The organism is Streptomyces sp. NPDC036984, assembly GCF_055607665.1.
Window position 1 is genome coordinate 1 of record NZ_JBVJRL010000017.1, and the last position, 12,981, is coordinate 12,981.

Below are 12,981 nucleotides of genomic sequence, written 5' to 3' on the forward strand. Positions count from 1 at the left end.
GCCAGAGGGCCCTCACCGAATCGGTAAGGGCCCTCTGACCTGCTACTTGGCTGTCGGGGTGGCGGGATTTGAACCCACGACCTCTTCGTCCCGAACGAAGCGCGCTGCCAAGCTGCGCTACACCCCGATGTCGCTGCTTCTCGCGGCGACGACGTTTACTTTAGCCCACCGGTGGCTCCAGACGAAATCCGGTTTAGGCGGGGTGGCGGTTCGGGGTCGGGCGGGTGTGGTCCAGGGCTACCAGGAGCACCGCCAGGGCGTAGATCCCCAGACCCAGGAGGAGGCCGTTGGCCAGGGTGCTGCGGTAGCCGTGGGCCGTTGCGTCCAGGAAGGGGTAGAGGTAGCGGGAGTGGTGGGCGGGTGGGAGGGCGGCGGCTCGCGTGAAGGAGAAGGCCAGGTAGGCCAAGGGGTAGAGGAGCCAGGCCGCGGTCTGGCGGAGGTGGAGGCGGGTCGCGGGGGTGAGGAGGAGCCAGTCCAGCAGGGCCGCCGCCGGGATCAGCGTGTGGAGGATCTGGAGGGCCGCCCACTGGGCGTGCCAGCGTTCCGGGGGCGTCGTCGCGCCGGTCATGGAGAACGGCGGCGTCGTGTGGGCCAGGAGCAGGTGGTAGGCCAGTGCCGAGGTCAGGACGTACAGGAGTGTGGCGCCTGTCACCGCCGACGGGAGCGGGCGGCGGGCCCGCCAGGCCCGGGCTGCCGACAGGGACATGACCACGGCCAGGAGGACGTTCGTCTGGACGCTGAAGTAGCTCAGCGCGTGGGCCGGGGTGCTCAGCAGCAGCTCCAGCGCGACACCGCCGGCCGCCGCCACGGCGATCAGCAGGCGGAACACCGCGGCCAGGGGGCGGCGGACCGGGGCCACCACCGCGGTGGCCGGGACCGGGGCGGGCAGCAGCAGGGGCGGGCCCGGGACCGCGGGCAGGTTCCGGATCTCCCTGGGTATCGGGGCGGTCATGCCCCTCACGCTACGAGCGGGGGAGGGGCGCGGCGAGGTGAGCTGGGCCGAGTGGGTTACGCCCGAGGCCGGTCGGTCGGCGTCGTCGGGGCGGGTCGGTCGGTGTCGGTCAGCCGGGGCCGGTCGGTCGACGTCGTTCAGCCGGGGCGGGTCGGTCGGTGTCGTTCAGCCGGGGCCGGTCGGTCGGCGTCGGTCAGTCGAGGCGGGTCAGCCGGTGTCGCTCAACCGGCCTGTTCCGCCGGTGTCACCCGGTCGTCGTCCGTCGAGCCCGGTCACCATCCCCCAGCGGCCTCGCCCACCGCTTCTCGGCCGGCCCCTTACTGCCTACTCCCTCCCCACCAAGGTCAACAGGGTCGCCTCCGGGGGGCACGCGAAGCGGATCGGGGTGTAGCGGTTGGTGCCGCAGCCCGCCGAGACGTGGAGGTAGGACGTGCGGCCCTCGGCCGTGTGCGTGGAGAGGCCCTTCACGCGGTCCGCGTCCAGGTCGCAGTTGGTGACCAGGGCGCCGTAGAAGGGGATGCACAGCTGGCCGCCGTGGGTGTGGCCGGCCAGGATCAGCGGGTAGTCGTCCGCCGTGAAGGAGTCGAGGACGCGCAGGTAGGGGGCGTGGACCACGCCCATGGAGAAGTCGTACGTCCCCGACGGGCCCCCGGCCACCCGGGCGTAGCGGTCCCGCTTGATGTGCGGGTCGTCCAGGCCGGTCAGCTCGATGGAGACGCCCTCGACCTTGAGGACCCCCCGCGTGTTCGTCAGGTTCAGCCAGCCCGCCGAGTCGAAGCCGTCCCGCAGGTCCTCCCACGGGTTGTGGATCACGCCCACCGCCGGCGGGTTGCCGTTCAGGCCGTGGCGTCCGCTCGCCTTCTCCATCAGGTAGCGGGCCGGGTTGCGGAGCTTGGGGCCGTAGTAGTCGTTGGAGCCGAAGACGTACGCGCCCGGGAACTCCATCAGCGGGCCCAGGGCGTCCAGGACCTCGGGGACGCCCTCGGGGTCCGACAGGTTGTCGCCCGTGTTGATCACGAAGTCGGGGCGCAGGCCGGCCAGCGACTGGAGCCAGCGCTGCTTCTTGCGCTGGCCGCCGACCATGTGGATGTCGGAGACCTGCAGCACGCGCAGCGGGCGCATGCCCGGGGGCAGGACGGGGACGGTGACCCGTCGGAGGCGGAAGGAGCGGGCCTCGAAACCCGCCGCATACACCAGGCCGGCGGCACCGGCCGCCACGACTCCCAGGGGAATTCCGTATCGCGCGCGCATGTGCCCATCGTGTCAGACCGGTTGACCGTGGTGAGATCGGCCGTCGGATAAATGAGCGGGCGTACCGGGCCGCACACCTGCGACAATCGAGCGCATGACCACCACGCTCAAGTCGAAGCTTCAGGACGACCTCAACGCCGCGATCAAGGAGCGCGACGAGCTGCGCTCCTCGACGCTCCGGCTGACGCTCGCCGCGATCACCAAGGAGGAGGTCGCGGGCAAGGTGAAGCGGGAGCTCTCCGACGACGAGGTCCTCAAGGTGATCACCCGTGAGGCGAAGAAGCGCCGTGAGGCGGCCGATGCCTTCGCGCAGGGTGGTCGTGCCGAGCAGGCCGAGCGGGAGAAGGCGGAGGGCGAGGTGCTCGCCGACTACCTGCCCAAGCAGCTGTCCGACGAGGAGCTGGACGCGATCGTCGCCCAGGCCGTCGAGGAGGCCCGGGCGGCCGGTGCCGAGGGGCCGCGGGCCATGGGTGCCGTCATGAAGATCGTGAACCCGAAGGTGGCCGGCCAGGCCGAGGGCGGCCGGGTCGCCGCCGCGGTGAAGAAGCTGCTCCAGGGCTGAGCAGCCACCCCGCCCTGGGGACTTTCGTTCGTACGACGGCGGGGCCGCACCCGGAAGAACTCCGGGTGCGGCCCCGCCGTCCATACTTCGGGGTGCGGCCCCGCCCTCGTATCCGAAGACTCCGGTGCCGCCCCGCCGTCGTGGCGAGCAGTCGAGCGGGCAGCCGAGCGAGCGTCGCCGTCCCCGGTGGCGCTGGCCTCGGCCGTGCTCGATGCCGTCCCCGGTGGCGCTAGCCCCGGCCGCCCCCGATGCCGTTCCCGTTGTTCCCGCCGTTCCCCGGGCCCTGGATGAGGTTCTCGGGGACGGAGAACGTCGGGGTCGGGAACGCGCCGCCGATTCCGCCGGTGGTCGGGTCACCCGTGGTGCCGTCCGTCGTTCCCCCGTCCGTCAGACCGCCGATCAGTCCGCCGATCACCTGTCCCGTCGTGTCCCCGTTCCTGCCGTCGTCCCTCCCCCCGTGGCCTTTTCCCTGATCATCCCCTTCGTGGGTGTCGTCGGGGATGTCGATCAGATGGAAGTCGGGAGCCGGTTTGCCCTCCAGCGCGCCGTTCATCATGTCGCGCCAGATCGGGCCGGGGACCTCGCCGCCGTAGACCTTGGCGTGCGGGACGCCGCCGATGGTGATGTTGATCATCTTCCGCTTGTGCTGCGGGTCGCCGACCCAGACCGCGCCCGCCATGTTCGGGGTGTAGCCGACGAACCAGGCCGCGAAGCGCTCGTCCGTCGTACCCGTCTTGCCCGCGCTCGCGCGGCTGCCGAGACCGGCCTCCTGGCCCGTGCCGTCCTCGACCACGCCCTTCAGCAGCGTGCTGATCGTGTCGGCGGTGTTCTCCGACATCGCCCGCGAGCAGGTCGACTTCGGCACCTCCAGGGACTTCTGCTCGCTGCCGACCTTCTGGCTGATCGACTCGATGGCGACCGGAGTGCAGTACATCCCGCGCGCGGCGAAGGTGGCGTACGCGTTCGCCATCGTCAGCGGGGACATCTCCTGGGTGCCGAGGGCGATCGAGGGCGCCTGGTCGATCTTGCGGCCGTCCGCGCGTGCCACGCCCATCTTCTTGGCCATGTCGATGACCGGGCAGATGCCGATGTCGCTGATCATCTGCACGTAGTAGGTGTTGACCGACTTGGCGGTCGCCTCCGACATGCCGTACGGGCCGCGCTCCGACTCGTTCTCGTTCTTCAGCTTGGCCGGCCGGTTCGGGTCGTTGCGCCACACCTTGCCGTCGCAGGCGGCGATCGGGCTCGGGTACGCCATCTCGTACGGCGACGAGTACTCCTGCGTCGGGGGCTTGCCGCCCTCGACGGCTGCCGCGGCGACGATCGGCTTGAACGTGGAACCGGGCTGGTAGCCTGCGCCTCCGCCCATGTCCTGGTTCACGGACAGATTGATCGTCGTCTCGTCGTTCTTGACGTTGACGCCGTACGGGCGGGACTGGCCCATGGCGAGGATCTTGCCGGTGCCGGGCTCGACGATGGTCGCGGCGGTCGCCACCGCGTCGCTCTTGTAGACGTGGTCCTTGATGGACGCCTGCGCGGACCGCTGTGCCTGCGGGTCCAGCGTCGTACGGATCGTCAGGCCGCCCTGATTCCAGAGCTTCGCCCGTTCTTCCTTGGTCTTGCCGAAGGCGGGGTCGGTGAGGAGGATCTGGCGGACGTAGTCACAGAAGAAGCCGGCGCTCTTCACGGCGGTGATGCAGCCGTTCTTGGGGCGGCTGGTGTGCAGGCCGAGCGGCTTGTCCTTGGCCTCGTCGGCCTCCCGCTGGGAGATGTCGCCGACCTCGGCCATGCGCTGGAGGACGGTGTTGCGCCGCTTGGTGGCCTCCGCCTCGTCGTTGACCGGGTCGTAGCGGCTCGGGGACTGCACGATGCCGGCGAGCAGCGCCGCTTCCTGGACGTTCAGGTCCTTGGCGTGCTTGGAGAAGTAGCGCTGGGAGGCGGCCTCGACGCCGTAGGCCTGCTCGCCGAAGAAGGTGATGTTCAGGTAGTTCTCGAGGATCTTCTTCTTGCCGAGCTTCTCCTCGATCTGGATCGCGTACTTCAGCTCGCGGATCTTGCGGCCGAGGGTCTGCTGGGTGGCCTCGGCGACCTTCGTCGGGTCGTCGCCGGCCTCCTCGACGAAGTAGTTCTTCACCAGCTGCTGGGTGAGCGTGGAGGCGCCCTGCGCGACCCCGCCGCTCTGCGCGTTCTTGTTCACGGCGCGCAGCACGCCCTTGAGGTCGATCGCGCCGTGCTTGTAGAAGCGCGAGTCCTCGATCGCGACGATCGCCTTCTGCATGTACGGCGAGATGTCCTTGAGGTCGACCACCGTACGGTCGCGGGAGTAGACGGTCGCGATCTGGTTGCCCTGGTTGTCCAGGATGGTCGTGCGCTGGCTGAGCTGCGGACTCTTGAGATTGGCCGGGATCTCGTCGAACCCTTTGACCGAACCCTTGGCCGCGAGACCCAGCGCGCCGGCGGCGGGCAGCGCGATGCCCGCCATGACGGCCCCGGCGAGCACACTGACACCGAGGAACTTGGCGGCCTGCTGCATGGGCGAGAGACCACCGCCCGAGCGCTTCTTTGGCATGGGGGCAGCCTAATCCGTACTGTTGAGCGTTCCTAAGGAGCGACCGCGTCACGGCACGGCAAAGCGGGGGGTCTCCGTTCCCATTCGCCGGACACGCGCGCAGGCCTTGGCCTAAGCTGCTCTCAACTGTCACAGCAGTGCGAGCACGTATCTATACGGCCGGCGACCCCGAATCGTTCCGGGCGTAGCCCGAAATCGTCAGGGAGCGGGCTCGTTTCCTGAGGGGGACGTGCCTGAATCCGCCTGGTGTGTCACTTGGCGCCCGATGTGACGTACCGCGACTGCCCCGGTTTGCCGGGATGGTCGGGCATGTCGCACGCTCACTCCCGCGGGTGATCTGCCGCTTACCCATAGTCCGTTCGGGCCATTCAAGATTGGGCCCGAAGGGGGTGTTGCGCTGTCCCCACCTTCCGTAACGTCCTCAACTGGCGGCGGTGAATATGCCGCTGCCGCCGTGGGGGAGCCTCGATTCGGGAGAGGACGGCGCCGGTATGGGCTGGGTAACCGACTGGAGTGCGCAGGCTGCCTGCCGCACTACCGATCCGGATGAACTGTTCGTTCAGGGAGCAGCGCAGAACAGGGCCAAGGCGGTGTGCACCGGATGCCCGGTACGCACCGAGTGCCTGGCGGACGCGCTGGACAACCGCGTCGAGTTCGGCGTGTGGGGAGGCATGACGGAGCGGGAGCGCCGCGCACTGCTGCGCCGGCGGCCCACCGTGACCTCGTGGCGGAGGCTGCTGGAAACCGCCCGCTCGGAGTACGAGCGAGGCGCCGGAATCGTACCGCTCGACAACGACGAGGTGTACGAGAACTACGCGGCGGTGAGCTGAGGGCACCCCCCTCCGGCGCACCCCGGGGGCACATCACCCCGGCAAGACCCCTCAGGGCGCTCGCCCGCGCGTAGGTACGGACGTCCACCGTGCGCGTGCACAGGTGCACCGCGTACGGCGCCTACGACTCTCGCCGGCGCGCCTGCTTGTTCCGCCCAGCAGCGCTTACGGCCACTGCGTGCGTGCCGCCACGCAGTCGCGCAGAGCCGCGGCCGCCGCGCGGCGCCGTGTGCGTGTCTACGCGTGCTCCGGCCGCCCGGCCGCCAGCCGGTCTCCGATGTCGCGCAGGCCCGCCAGGTCGTGGACGTCGCCGGGCAGGGCCGGTACTTCGACCACCGCCACCTCGGGGTGGCGGGCGGTGAAGCGGTCACGCGTGCGCTGCTCGCGCGAGAGCAGCTGCATGCGGTCGGCGTGCAGCCTCAGCAGGCCCGAGGCGAGCCGGTCGACGGAGCGCTCCGTGTCGGCGGGGGAGCCTTCCTCGGGAGCAGCGGCTGCGGCCTCGGATGCGGGAGTTTGTGAACTGCCGTACGTGTCGGGAGAGTTACGAAGTCCAGCTTTCCCGTCCCCCTGATCCACAATGCGGGGGTCCTCAAGATTTTCCGCGGCGGCGAGCGCCCGCTCAGCCGACAGCCGGCCGGCGCCGCTGCCGTGGACCCGGTTGAGCACCAGTCCCACCAGTGGCATCTTCTCCGCGGCCAGCCGCTCCACGAAGTACGCGGCCTCGCGCAGCGCGTCCCGCTCGGGGGCCGCGACCACCAGGAAGGCCGTGCCGGGCGCCTGGAGCAGCTTGTACGTGGCGTCCGCGCGCGTGCGGAAACCGCCGAAGGTGGTGTCCATCGCGGCGACGAAGGTCTGTACGTCCTTCAGCAGCTGACCGCCCAGCAGTTTGCCCAGCGTGCCGGTCATCATCGACATGCCGACGTTCAGGAAGGCCATTCCCGCGCGGCCGCCGAGCTTCGCCGGAGCGGTCAGCAGGCGGATGAGCCGGCCGTCGAGGAAGGAGCCGAGCCGCTTGGGGGCGTCCAGGAAGTCCAGCGCCGAGCGGGACGGCGGGGTGTCGACCACGATCAGGTCCCACTCGTCCTTCGCCCGCAGCTGGCCCAGCTTCTCCATCGCCATGTACTCCTGCGTGCCCGCGAAGCCCGCCGAGAGCGACTGGTAGAAGGGGTTCGCCAGGATGACGGCGGCCCGCTCCGGGTCCGCGTGCGCCTCCACGACCTCGTCGAAGGTGCGCTTCATGTCGAGCATCATGGCGTGCAGTTCGCCGTCGCCCTCGGTGCCCTTCACCTTGCGCGGGACGTTGTCGAGGGAGTCGATGCCCATCGACTGGGCCAGCCGTTTGGCCGGGTCGATGGTGAGGACGACCACCTTGCGGCCCCGCTCGGCCGCCCGGAGTCCGAGGGCCGCCGCGGTCGTCGTCTTGCCGACCCCGCCCGAGCCGCAGCACACCACGATCCGCGTCTTCGGGTCGTCCAGCAGCGGATCGATGTCGAGCACGCGCGCGGGGGAGAGGCGACGGGTCGTCTCCTGCGCCTCGGCCGTCGCCCGCCCCTCGGGGGCCTCCCGCGCCTCTGCCCGGTCCGCGCTCATGACAACCCCTGCTTCCGCAGCTCGGTGGCGAGTTCGTACAGGCCCGCGAGGTCCATGCCCTCGGCGAGCAGCGGTAGTTCGTGCAGCGGCAGGCCCAGCTCGCCGAGGACCGCGCGCTGCTCCTGCTCCAGCGTGTACCGCTCGGCGTACTCCGCGGCCTGCCGCAGCAGCGGGTCCACCAGCTTCTCGGCGTTCCCGCCGCGCCGGGCCCCGCCCAGGCCGGCCGCCGAGAGCGCCTGTGCGACCGATGAACGCTCCACGGTCCGTACGAGTTCCAGGTCGGCCGCGTCCAACACCTCCGGCCGGACCATGTTCACGATGACCCGGCCCACCGGCAGCCGGGCCGCGCGGAGTTCGGCGATGCCGTCGGCGGTCTCCTGGACCGGCATCTCCTCCAGCAGCGTCACCAGGTGCACCGCGGTCTCCGGTGACTTCAGCACCCGCATGACGGCCTGCGCCTGATTGTGTATCGGGCCGATCCTGGCGAGGCCCGCCACCTCGTCGTTGACGTTCAGGAAGCGGGTGATGCGGCCGGTCGGCGGGGCGTCCATGACGACGTAGTCGTACGCGAACCGCCCGGAGCGGTCCTTGCGGCGCACCGCCTCGCACGCCTTGCCGGTCAGCAGGACGTCTCTGAGGCCGGGCGCGATGGTGGTGGCGAAGTCGATCGCGCCGAGCTTCTTCAGGGCCCGGCCCGCGCCGCCCAGCTTGTAGAACATCTGGAGATAGTCCAGAAGAGCCAGTTCGGGATCGATGGCGAGTGCGTACACCTCCCCGCCGCCCGGAGCGACCGCGATCTTCCGCTCTTCGTAGGGCAGCGCCTCGGTTTCGAAGAGCTGTGCGATGCCCTGCCGGCCCTCGACCTCTACGAGAAGCGTCCGCTTCCCCTCGGTCGCGAGGGCCAGCGCGAGTGCGGCGGCGACCGTCGTCTTTCCGGTCCCGCCCTTGCCGCTGACGACCTGGAGCCTGCTCACGCCTTCGAGACTAACCAGTCCGGCCGACGGCCACGCGGGAGGCTGTGGATAACGGGCCGTGGTGGGCCGCCGGAGCCTGCGGTCACAGCGGCTACAGTCGGCCCCATGACCAAGAAGTGGGAATACCAGACCGTGCCGCTGCTCATCCATGCCACGAAGCAGATCCTGGACAGCTGGGGCGACCAGGGCTACGAGCTCGTGCAGGTCGTGCCCGGGCCGAACCCGGAGTCCCTCGTGGCCTACCTGAAGCGGGAGAAGCGGGAGACGGAGTCGTGAGCACGGTCGAGGCGAAGCTGGCCGAATTGGGTCTGACCCTGCCGGAGGTCGTGCCGCCGCTGGCCGCGTACCAGCCGGCCGTCCGGTCCGGGGTGTACGTCTACACCGCCGGCCAGCTGCCGATGGTCGAGGGCAAGCTGCCGGTCACCGGCAAGGTGGGCGCCGAGGTCACGCCGGAGGAGGCCAAGGACCTGGCCCGCACCTGCGCGCTGAACGCGCTCGCCGCCGTGAAGTCCGTCGTCGGTGACCTGGACCGCGTCGCGCGCGTGGTGAAGGTCGTCGGCTTCGTCGCCTCGGCGGCCGACTTCACCGGGCAGCCCGGTGTCATCAACGGCGCGAGCGAACTGCTCGGCGAGGTCCTCGGCGACAAGGGCGTGCACGCCCGCAGCGCGGTCGGTGTCGCGGTGCTGCCGCTGGACGCGCCGGTCGAGGTCGAGATCCAGGTGGAGCTCGCCCAGTAGTCCGCTGCCGTCCCGCTGACCTCGGGCACCTCTCGAACATTCGCCCTATACGGGATAGCCTCCGGCCATGGCGAACGGTCAGTGGTATCCCCCCGAGTGGCCGGACCGGATCCGCGCGCTCGCGGACGGCACCCTCACCCCTGTGACCCCCAGGCGCGCGGCCACCGTGCTGCTCCTGAAGGACACCCCGGACGGCCCGGTCGTCCACATGCTGCGCAGACGCGCCTCCATGGCCTTCGCCGGAGGCGCGTACGCGTATCCCGGGGGCGGTGTCGACCCGCGTGACGACGACCGCCAGATCCGCTGGGCGGGCCCCACGCGCGCGTGGTGGGCGAAGAGGCTGGGTGTCGACGAGGCGGGCGCCCAGGCGATCGTCTGCGCGGCCGTGCGGGAGACCTACGAGGAGGCCGGTGTCCTGCTCGCCGGGCCGGACCCGGACTCGGTCGTCGGCGACACCACCGGCGCGGACTGGGAGGCCGACCGCGCCGCCCTGGTCGCGCGCGAGCTGTCGTTCGCCGAGTTCCTCGACCGACGGGGCCTGGTGCTCCGCGCGGACCTGCTGGGCGCCTGGACCCGCTGGATCACCCCGGAGTTCGAGGCCCGCCGCTACGACACCTGGTTCTTCGTGGCCGCCCTCCCGCAGGGCCAGCGCACCCGGAACGCCTCCACGGAGGCCGACCGCACGGTGTGGATCCGCCCCGCGGAGGCCGCCGCCGGGTACGACAAGGGCGAGCTGCTGATGATGCCGCCCACCATCGCCACCCTGCGCCAGCTGGTGCCCTACGGCACCGCCGCCGAGGCGCTGGCCGCCGCGCCGGCGCGCGACATGACACCGGTGCTCGCCCGGGCCCGCCTCCTGGACGGCGAGATCGTCCTGTCCTGGCCCGGGCACGACGAGTTCACCAAGCACGTGCCGACCGCTCCCGCGACCGCCGAGACGACCGGTGGAGGCCCCGCATGACCGACGCAAGCCTCCTGCCGGGCCAGCCCCGGGGCGGAGTCTTCTCGGGCCGGGCCACCGAGCGGGCGGTCAACGTCCTCGCGCCCAACGCCTCCGCGATGACCCTGGACGGCACCAACACCTGGATCGTCGCCGAGCCCGGCTCCGACCTGGCCGTGGTGATCGACCCGGGTCCGCTGGACGACGGCCACCTGCGCAACGTCGTGGACACGGCCGAGCGGGCCGGCAAGCGCATCGCCCTGACCCTGCTCACCCACGGTCATCCCGACCACGCCGAGGGCGCCGGCCGTTTCGCCGAGCTGACCGGCACGCGCGTGCGTGCCCTCGACCCGGCGCTCCGGCTCGGCGACGAGGGCCTGGCCGCCGGTGACGTGATCACCGTGGGCGGCCTGGAGCTGAGGGTCGTACCGACCCCCGGGCACACGGCGGACTCGCTGAGCTTCCATCTCCCGGCCGACCAAGCCGTGCTGACCGGCGACACCATCCTCGGGCGCGGTACGACGGTCGTGGCGCATCCCGACGGCCGTCTCGGGGACTACCTGGACTCCCTGCGCCGGCTGCGCTCCCTGACGGTGGACGACGGCGTGCACACGGTGCTGCCGGGGCACGGGCCGGTCCTGGAGGACGCCCAGGGCGCCGTCGAGTTCTACCTCGCCCACCGGGCCCACCGGCTCGCCCAGGTGGAGACCGCGGTCGAGGACGGCTACCGCACCCCGGCCGAGGTCGTCGCCCACGTGTACGCCGACGTGGACCGCTCGCTGTGGCCGGCGGCGGAACTGTCGGTGCGGGCCCAGATGGACTACCTCAGCGAGCACGGGCTGATCTAGTCCGGGCGCGGCGCCTTGATGCCGTGCACGCGCGCGTACTCGTCGGCGAGCCAGGGCCCGAGGTCGTCCGCGTACGACCGCAGGACGCCCGGGTCGCCGACGGGTTCGTAGCCGTACTCCGCCGCCGTGCGCAGCTGTGCGGCCCGCTCGGGGTAGTACGCGGCGAACACCTCGGCCATCTCCCGCAGGTCGCTCGTCCAGCCGTTCCAGCGGGGCATGACGAGGGTGAAGCCGGTGCGCACGAGATGGCGGGACATGAAGCGGACGAGCGGCCGCCGGGCCTCCTCGGTGTCGTCCGCGCCCGCGATCCGCTCCCGCCAGCGCGGCAGCAGCCGGGCGAGGTCGCCGTTGGTCTCGCGGGCCAGCAGGGAGTCGGGGCGGTAGCGGGGCAGGTACTCGGCGAGGTCGTCGCCGAGCAGCGGGGTGCACAGGCAGGCCACGAACCAGCCCATGTCGTACCGCTCCTGCTCGCTCAGCAGCCGCTGGCGGCCGTAGAGCAGCGTGCCGACGCCGTCGATCTGCGCGAACTCCTTGTCGACGGCCTCGCCGAGTGCGCGTACCGCCTCCCGGTCGGTGTCGGCCGGCTCCTCCCGCAGGGCGACCAGCAGGTCCAGGTCGCTGCGGCCCACGCGCGCGGTGCCGCGCGGGATCGAGCCGCAGAGGTAGGCGCTGTGCAGCCGGGCCCCGAAGGCGTCCGTCAGCCGGTCGCGTGCGGCGGCCACGACCGGTTTGAAGACGTGCGGCACGCGCGCGAGGGAGCCTTCGCGCTCGAAGTGGCCCTGGGCGTCGAGGCCGTGCGGGACGGGGGGTTCGGGCATGCGTTCACTGTGCCGTGCCGGAGACGGCCGTGCGGCGCATTTTTCGCGCGGGTCACCGACGACAGCCGTGGTGGGGGGCTCCCGGCCGGGTCCACGGACGGCAGCCCCCGAAGACGGTCACCGGGACCGCTTGGCGAGCCTCTCGACGTCCAGCAGGATCACGGCCCGCGCCTCCAGACGCAGCCAGCCGCGCTGGGCGAAGTCCGCCAGCGCCTTGTTCACGGTCTCGCGGGAGGCGCCGACCAGCTGGGCGAGCTCCTCCTGGGTGAGGTCGTGGACGACGTGGATGCCCTCCTCGGACTGCACGCCGAAGCGGCGGGAGAGGTCCAGCAGGGCGCGCGCGACACGGCCGGGCACGTCGGAGAAGACCAGGTCGGACATCGCGTCGTTGGTCTTGCGCAGCCGGCGGGCGACGGCGCGCAGCAGGGCGCCGGCCACCTCGGGGCGGGCGTTCAGCCAGGGCTGGAGGTCGCCGTGGCCGAGACCGAGCAGCTTGACCTCGGTCAGCGCGGTCGCGGTGGCCGTACGGGGGCCCGGGTCGAACAGCGACAGCTCACCGATCAGCTCGCCGGGGCCGACGACGGCGAGCATGTTCTCGCGCCCGTCGGGGGAGGTGCGGTGCAGCTTGACCTTGCCCTCGGTGACGACGTACAGCCGGTCCCCGGGGTCTCCCTCATGGAACAGGGAGTCGCCGCGTGCGAGGGTCACCTCACTCATGGAGGCGCGAAGCTCCGCGGCCTGCTCGTCGTCGAGAGCCGCGAAGAGCGGGTTGCGCCGCAGAACGTCGTCCACGAGTTCTCTCCTTGTCGACCTGCTCAGGGGATCTTGCTCCCCCGTGTGCCAGGGGACCGTGTTCCCCATTTTGCCGGACGGTCCAAACAGTGTGATCTGTCACAAGGATGCCGCACAG

General features: G+C 71.2%; 13 protein-coding genes and 1 tRNA gene. 6 read left to right on the plus strand and 8 right to left on the minus strand.

From position 1 onward, the window contains the following. Nucleotides 1-53: 53 nt before the first annotated feature. From ACZ7DL_RS27325 to ACZ7DL_RS27335, 3 genes are all read right to left on the minus strand, one after another. Nucleotides 54-127: transfer RNA gene (locus ACZ7DL_RS27325), tRNA-Pro, on the minus strand. Nucleotides 128-193: 66 nt separating this feature from the next. Next, on the minus strand, nucleotides 194-952 hold the full coding sequence (locus ACZ7DL_RS27330) for a Pr6Pr family membrane protein (RefSeq protein WP_470777974.1): 759 nt from the start codon (nucleotides 950-952) through the stop codon (nucleotides 194-196). Between the two features lie 324 nt (nucleotides 953-1,276). Next, the gene (locus tag ACZ7DL_RS27335; protein WP_470777976.1) at nucleotides 1,277-2,203 is read right to left on the minus strand and encodes a metallophosphoesterase; all 927 of its coding nucleotides are present in this window, start codon (nucleotides 2,201-2,203) and stop codon (nucleotides 1,277-1,279) included. Nucleotides 2,204-2,297: 94 nt separating this feature from the next. Here ACZ7DL_RS27335 and ACZ7DL_RS27340 point away from each other — a divergent pair, with 94 nt between their 5' ends. Continuing rightward, nucleotides 2,298-2,765: a GatB/YqeY domain-containing protein gene (locus tag ACZ7DL_RS27340; RefSeq protein ID WP_470777978.1), complete on the plus strand. Its 468-nt coding sequence runs from the start codon at nucleotides 2,298-2,300 to the stop codon at nucleotides 2,763-2,765. A gap of 229 nt (nucleotides 2,766-2,994) precedes the next feature. Here the strand turns inward: ACZ7DL_RS27340 and ACZ7DL_RS27345 are convergent, their stop codons facing one another. Next, nucleotides 2,995-5,334, minus strand: a complete 2,340-nt coding sequence (locus ACZ7DL_RS27345; RefSeq protein WP_470777980.1) for a transglycosylase domain-containing protein — start codon at nucleotides 5,332-5,334, stop codon at nucleotides 2,995-2,997. 491 nt (nucleotides 5,335-5,825) lie between these two features. On the opposite strand from ACZ7DL_RS27345, the gene wblA reads away from it, so the two are divergent. Continuing rightward, entirely contained in the window at nucleotides 5,826-6,164 is a 339-nt protein-coding gene (gene wblA, locus ACZ7DL_RS27350; RefSeq protein ID WP_018547931.1) for a transcriptional regulator WblA, read from the plus strand. A gap of 237 nt (nucleotides 6,165-6,401) precedes the next feature. Here the strand turns inward: wblA and bagB are convergent, their stop codons facing one another. Both bagB and bagA read right to left on the minus strand, forming a co-directional pair. Continuing rightward, complete coding sequence (gene bagB, locus ACZ7DL_RS27355) at nucleotides 6,402-7,754, minus strand: ATPase BagB (protein ID WP_470777982.1); 1,353 nt, start codon at nucleotides 7,752-7,754, stop codon at nucleotides 6,402-6,404. Beyond that, nucleotides 7,751-8,728 carry an ATPase BagA gene (gene bagA, locus ACZ7DL_RS27360; RefSeq protein ID WP_470777983.1) on the minus strand — a complete coding sequence of 326 codons (978 nt, stop codon included), beginning with the start codon at nucleotides 8,726-8,728 and terminating at the stop codon, nucleotides 7,751-7,753. Before bagA ends, bagB begins: the two co-directional genes overlap by 4 nt. A gap of 105 nt (nucleotides 8,729-8,833) precedes the next feature. Between bagA and ACZ7DL_RS27365 the strand changes: the two genes are divergently transcribed. From ACZ7DL_RS27365 to ACZ7DL_RS27380, 4 genes are all read left to right on the plus strand, one after another. Continuing rightward, on the plus strand, nucleotides 8,834-9,004 hold the full coding sequence (locus tag ACZ7DL_RS27365; RefSeq protein ID WP_470777985.1) for a DUF4177 domain-containing protein: 171 nt from the start codon (nucleotides 8,834-8,836) through the stop codon (nucleotides 9,002-9,004). Next, nucleotides 9,001-9,465, plus strand: a complete 465-nt coding sequence (locus tag ACZ7DL_RS27370) for a RidA family protein (RefSeq protein ID WP_470777986.1) — start codon at nucleotides 9,001-9,003, stop codon at nucleotides 9,463-9,465. The genes ACZ7DL_RS27365 and ACZ7DL_RS27370 overlap by 4 nt, the downstream gene beginning before the upstream one ends. Before the next feature lie 67 nt (nucleotides 9,466-9,532). After that, nucleotides 9,533-10,426 carry an NUDIX hydrolase gene (locus ACZ7DL_RS27375; RefSeq protein ID WP_470777988.1) on the plus strand — a complete coding sequence of 298 codons (894 nt, stop codon included), beginning with the start codon at nucleotides 9,533-9,535 and terminating at the stop codon, nucleotides 10,424-10,426. After that, nucleotides 10,423-11,253, plus strand: a complete 831-nt coding sequence (locus ACZ7DL_RS27380; protein WP_470777990.1) for an MBL fold metallo-hydrolase — start codon at nucleotides 10,423-10,425, stop codon at nucleotides 11,251-11,253. The genes ACZ7DL_RS27375 and ACZ7DL_RS27380 overlap by 4 nt, the downstream gene beginning before the upstream one ends. On the opposite strand, the gene ACZ7DL_RS27385 is transcribed toward ACZ7DL_RS27380, so the two are convergent. Together ACZ7DL_RS27385 and ACZ7DL_RS27390 are read right to left on the minus strand one after the other, a co-directional pair. Beyond that, on the minus strand, nucleotides 11,250-12,071 hold the full coding sequence (locus ACZ7DL_RS27385) for a nucleotidyltransferase (RefSeq protein WP_470777992.1): 822 nt from the start codon (nucleotides 12,069-12,071) through the stop codon (nucleotides 11,250-11,252). The two genes, ACZ7DL_RS27380 and ACZ7DL_RS27385, sit on opposite strands and share 4 nt — an antisense overlap. 117 nt (nucleotides 12,072-12,188) lie before the next feature. Further along, entirely contained in the window at nucleotides 12,189-12,863 is a 675-nt protein-coding gene (locus tag ACZ7DL_RS27390; RefSeq protein WP_014674022.1) for a Crp/Fnr family transcriptional regulator, read from the minus strand. Nucleotides 12,864-12,981 lie beyond the last annotated feature (118 nt).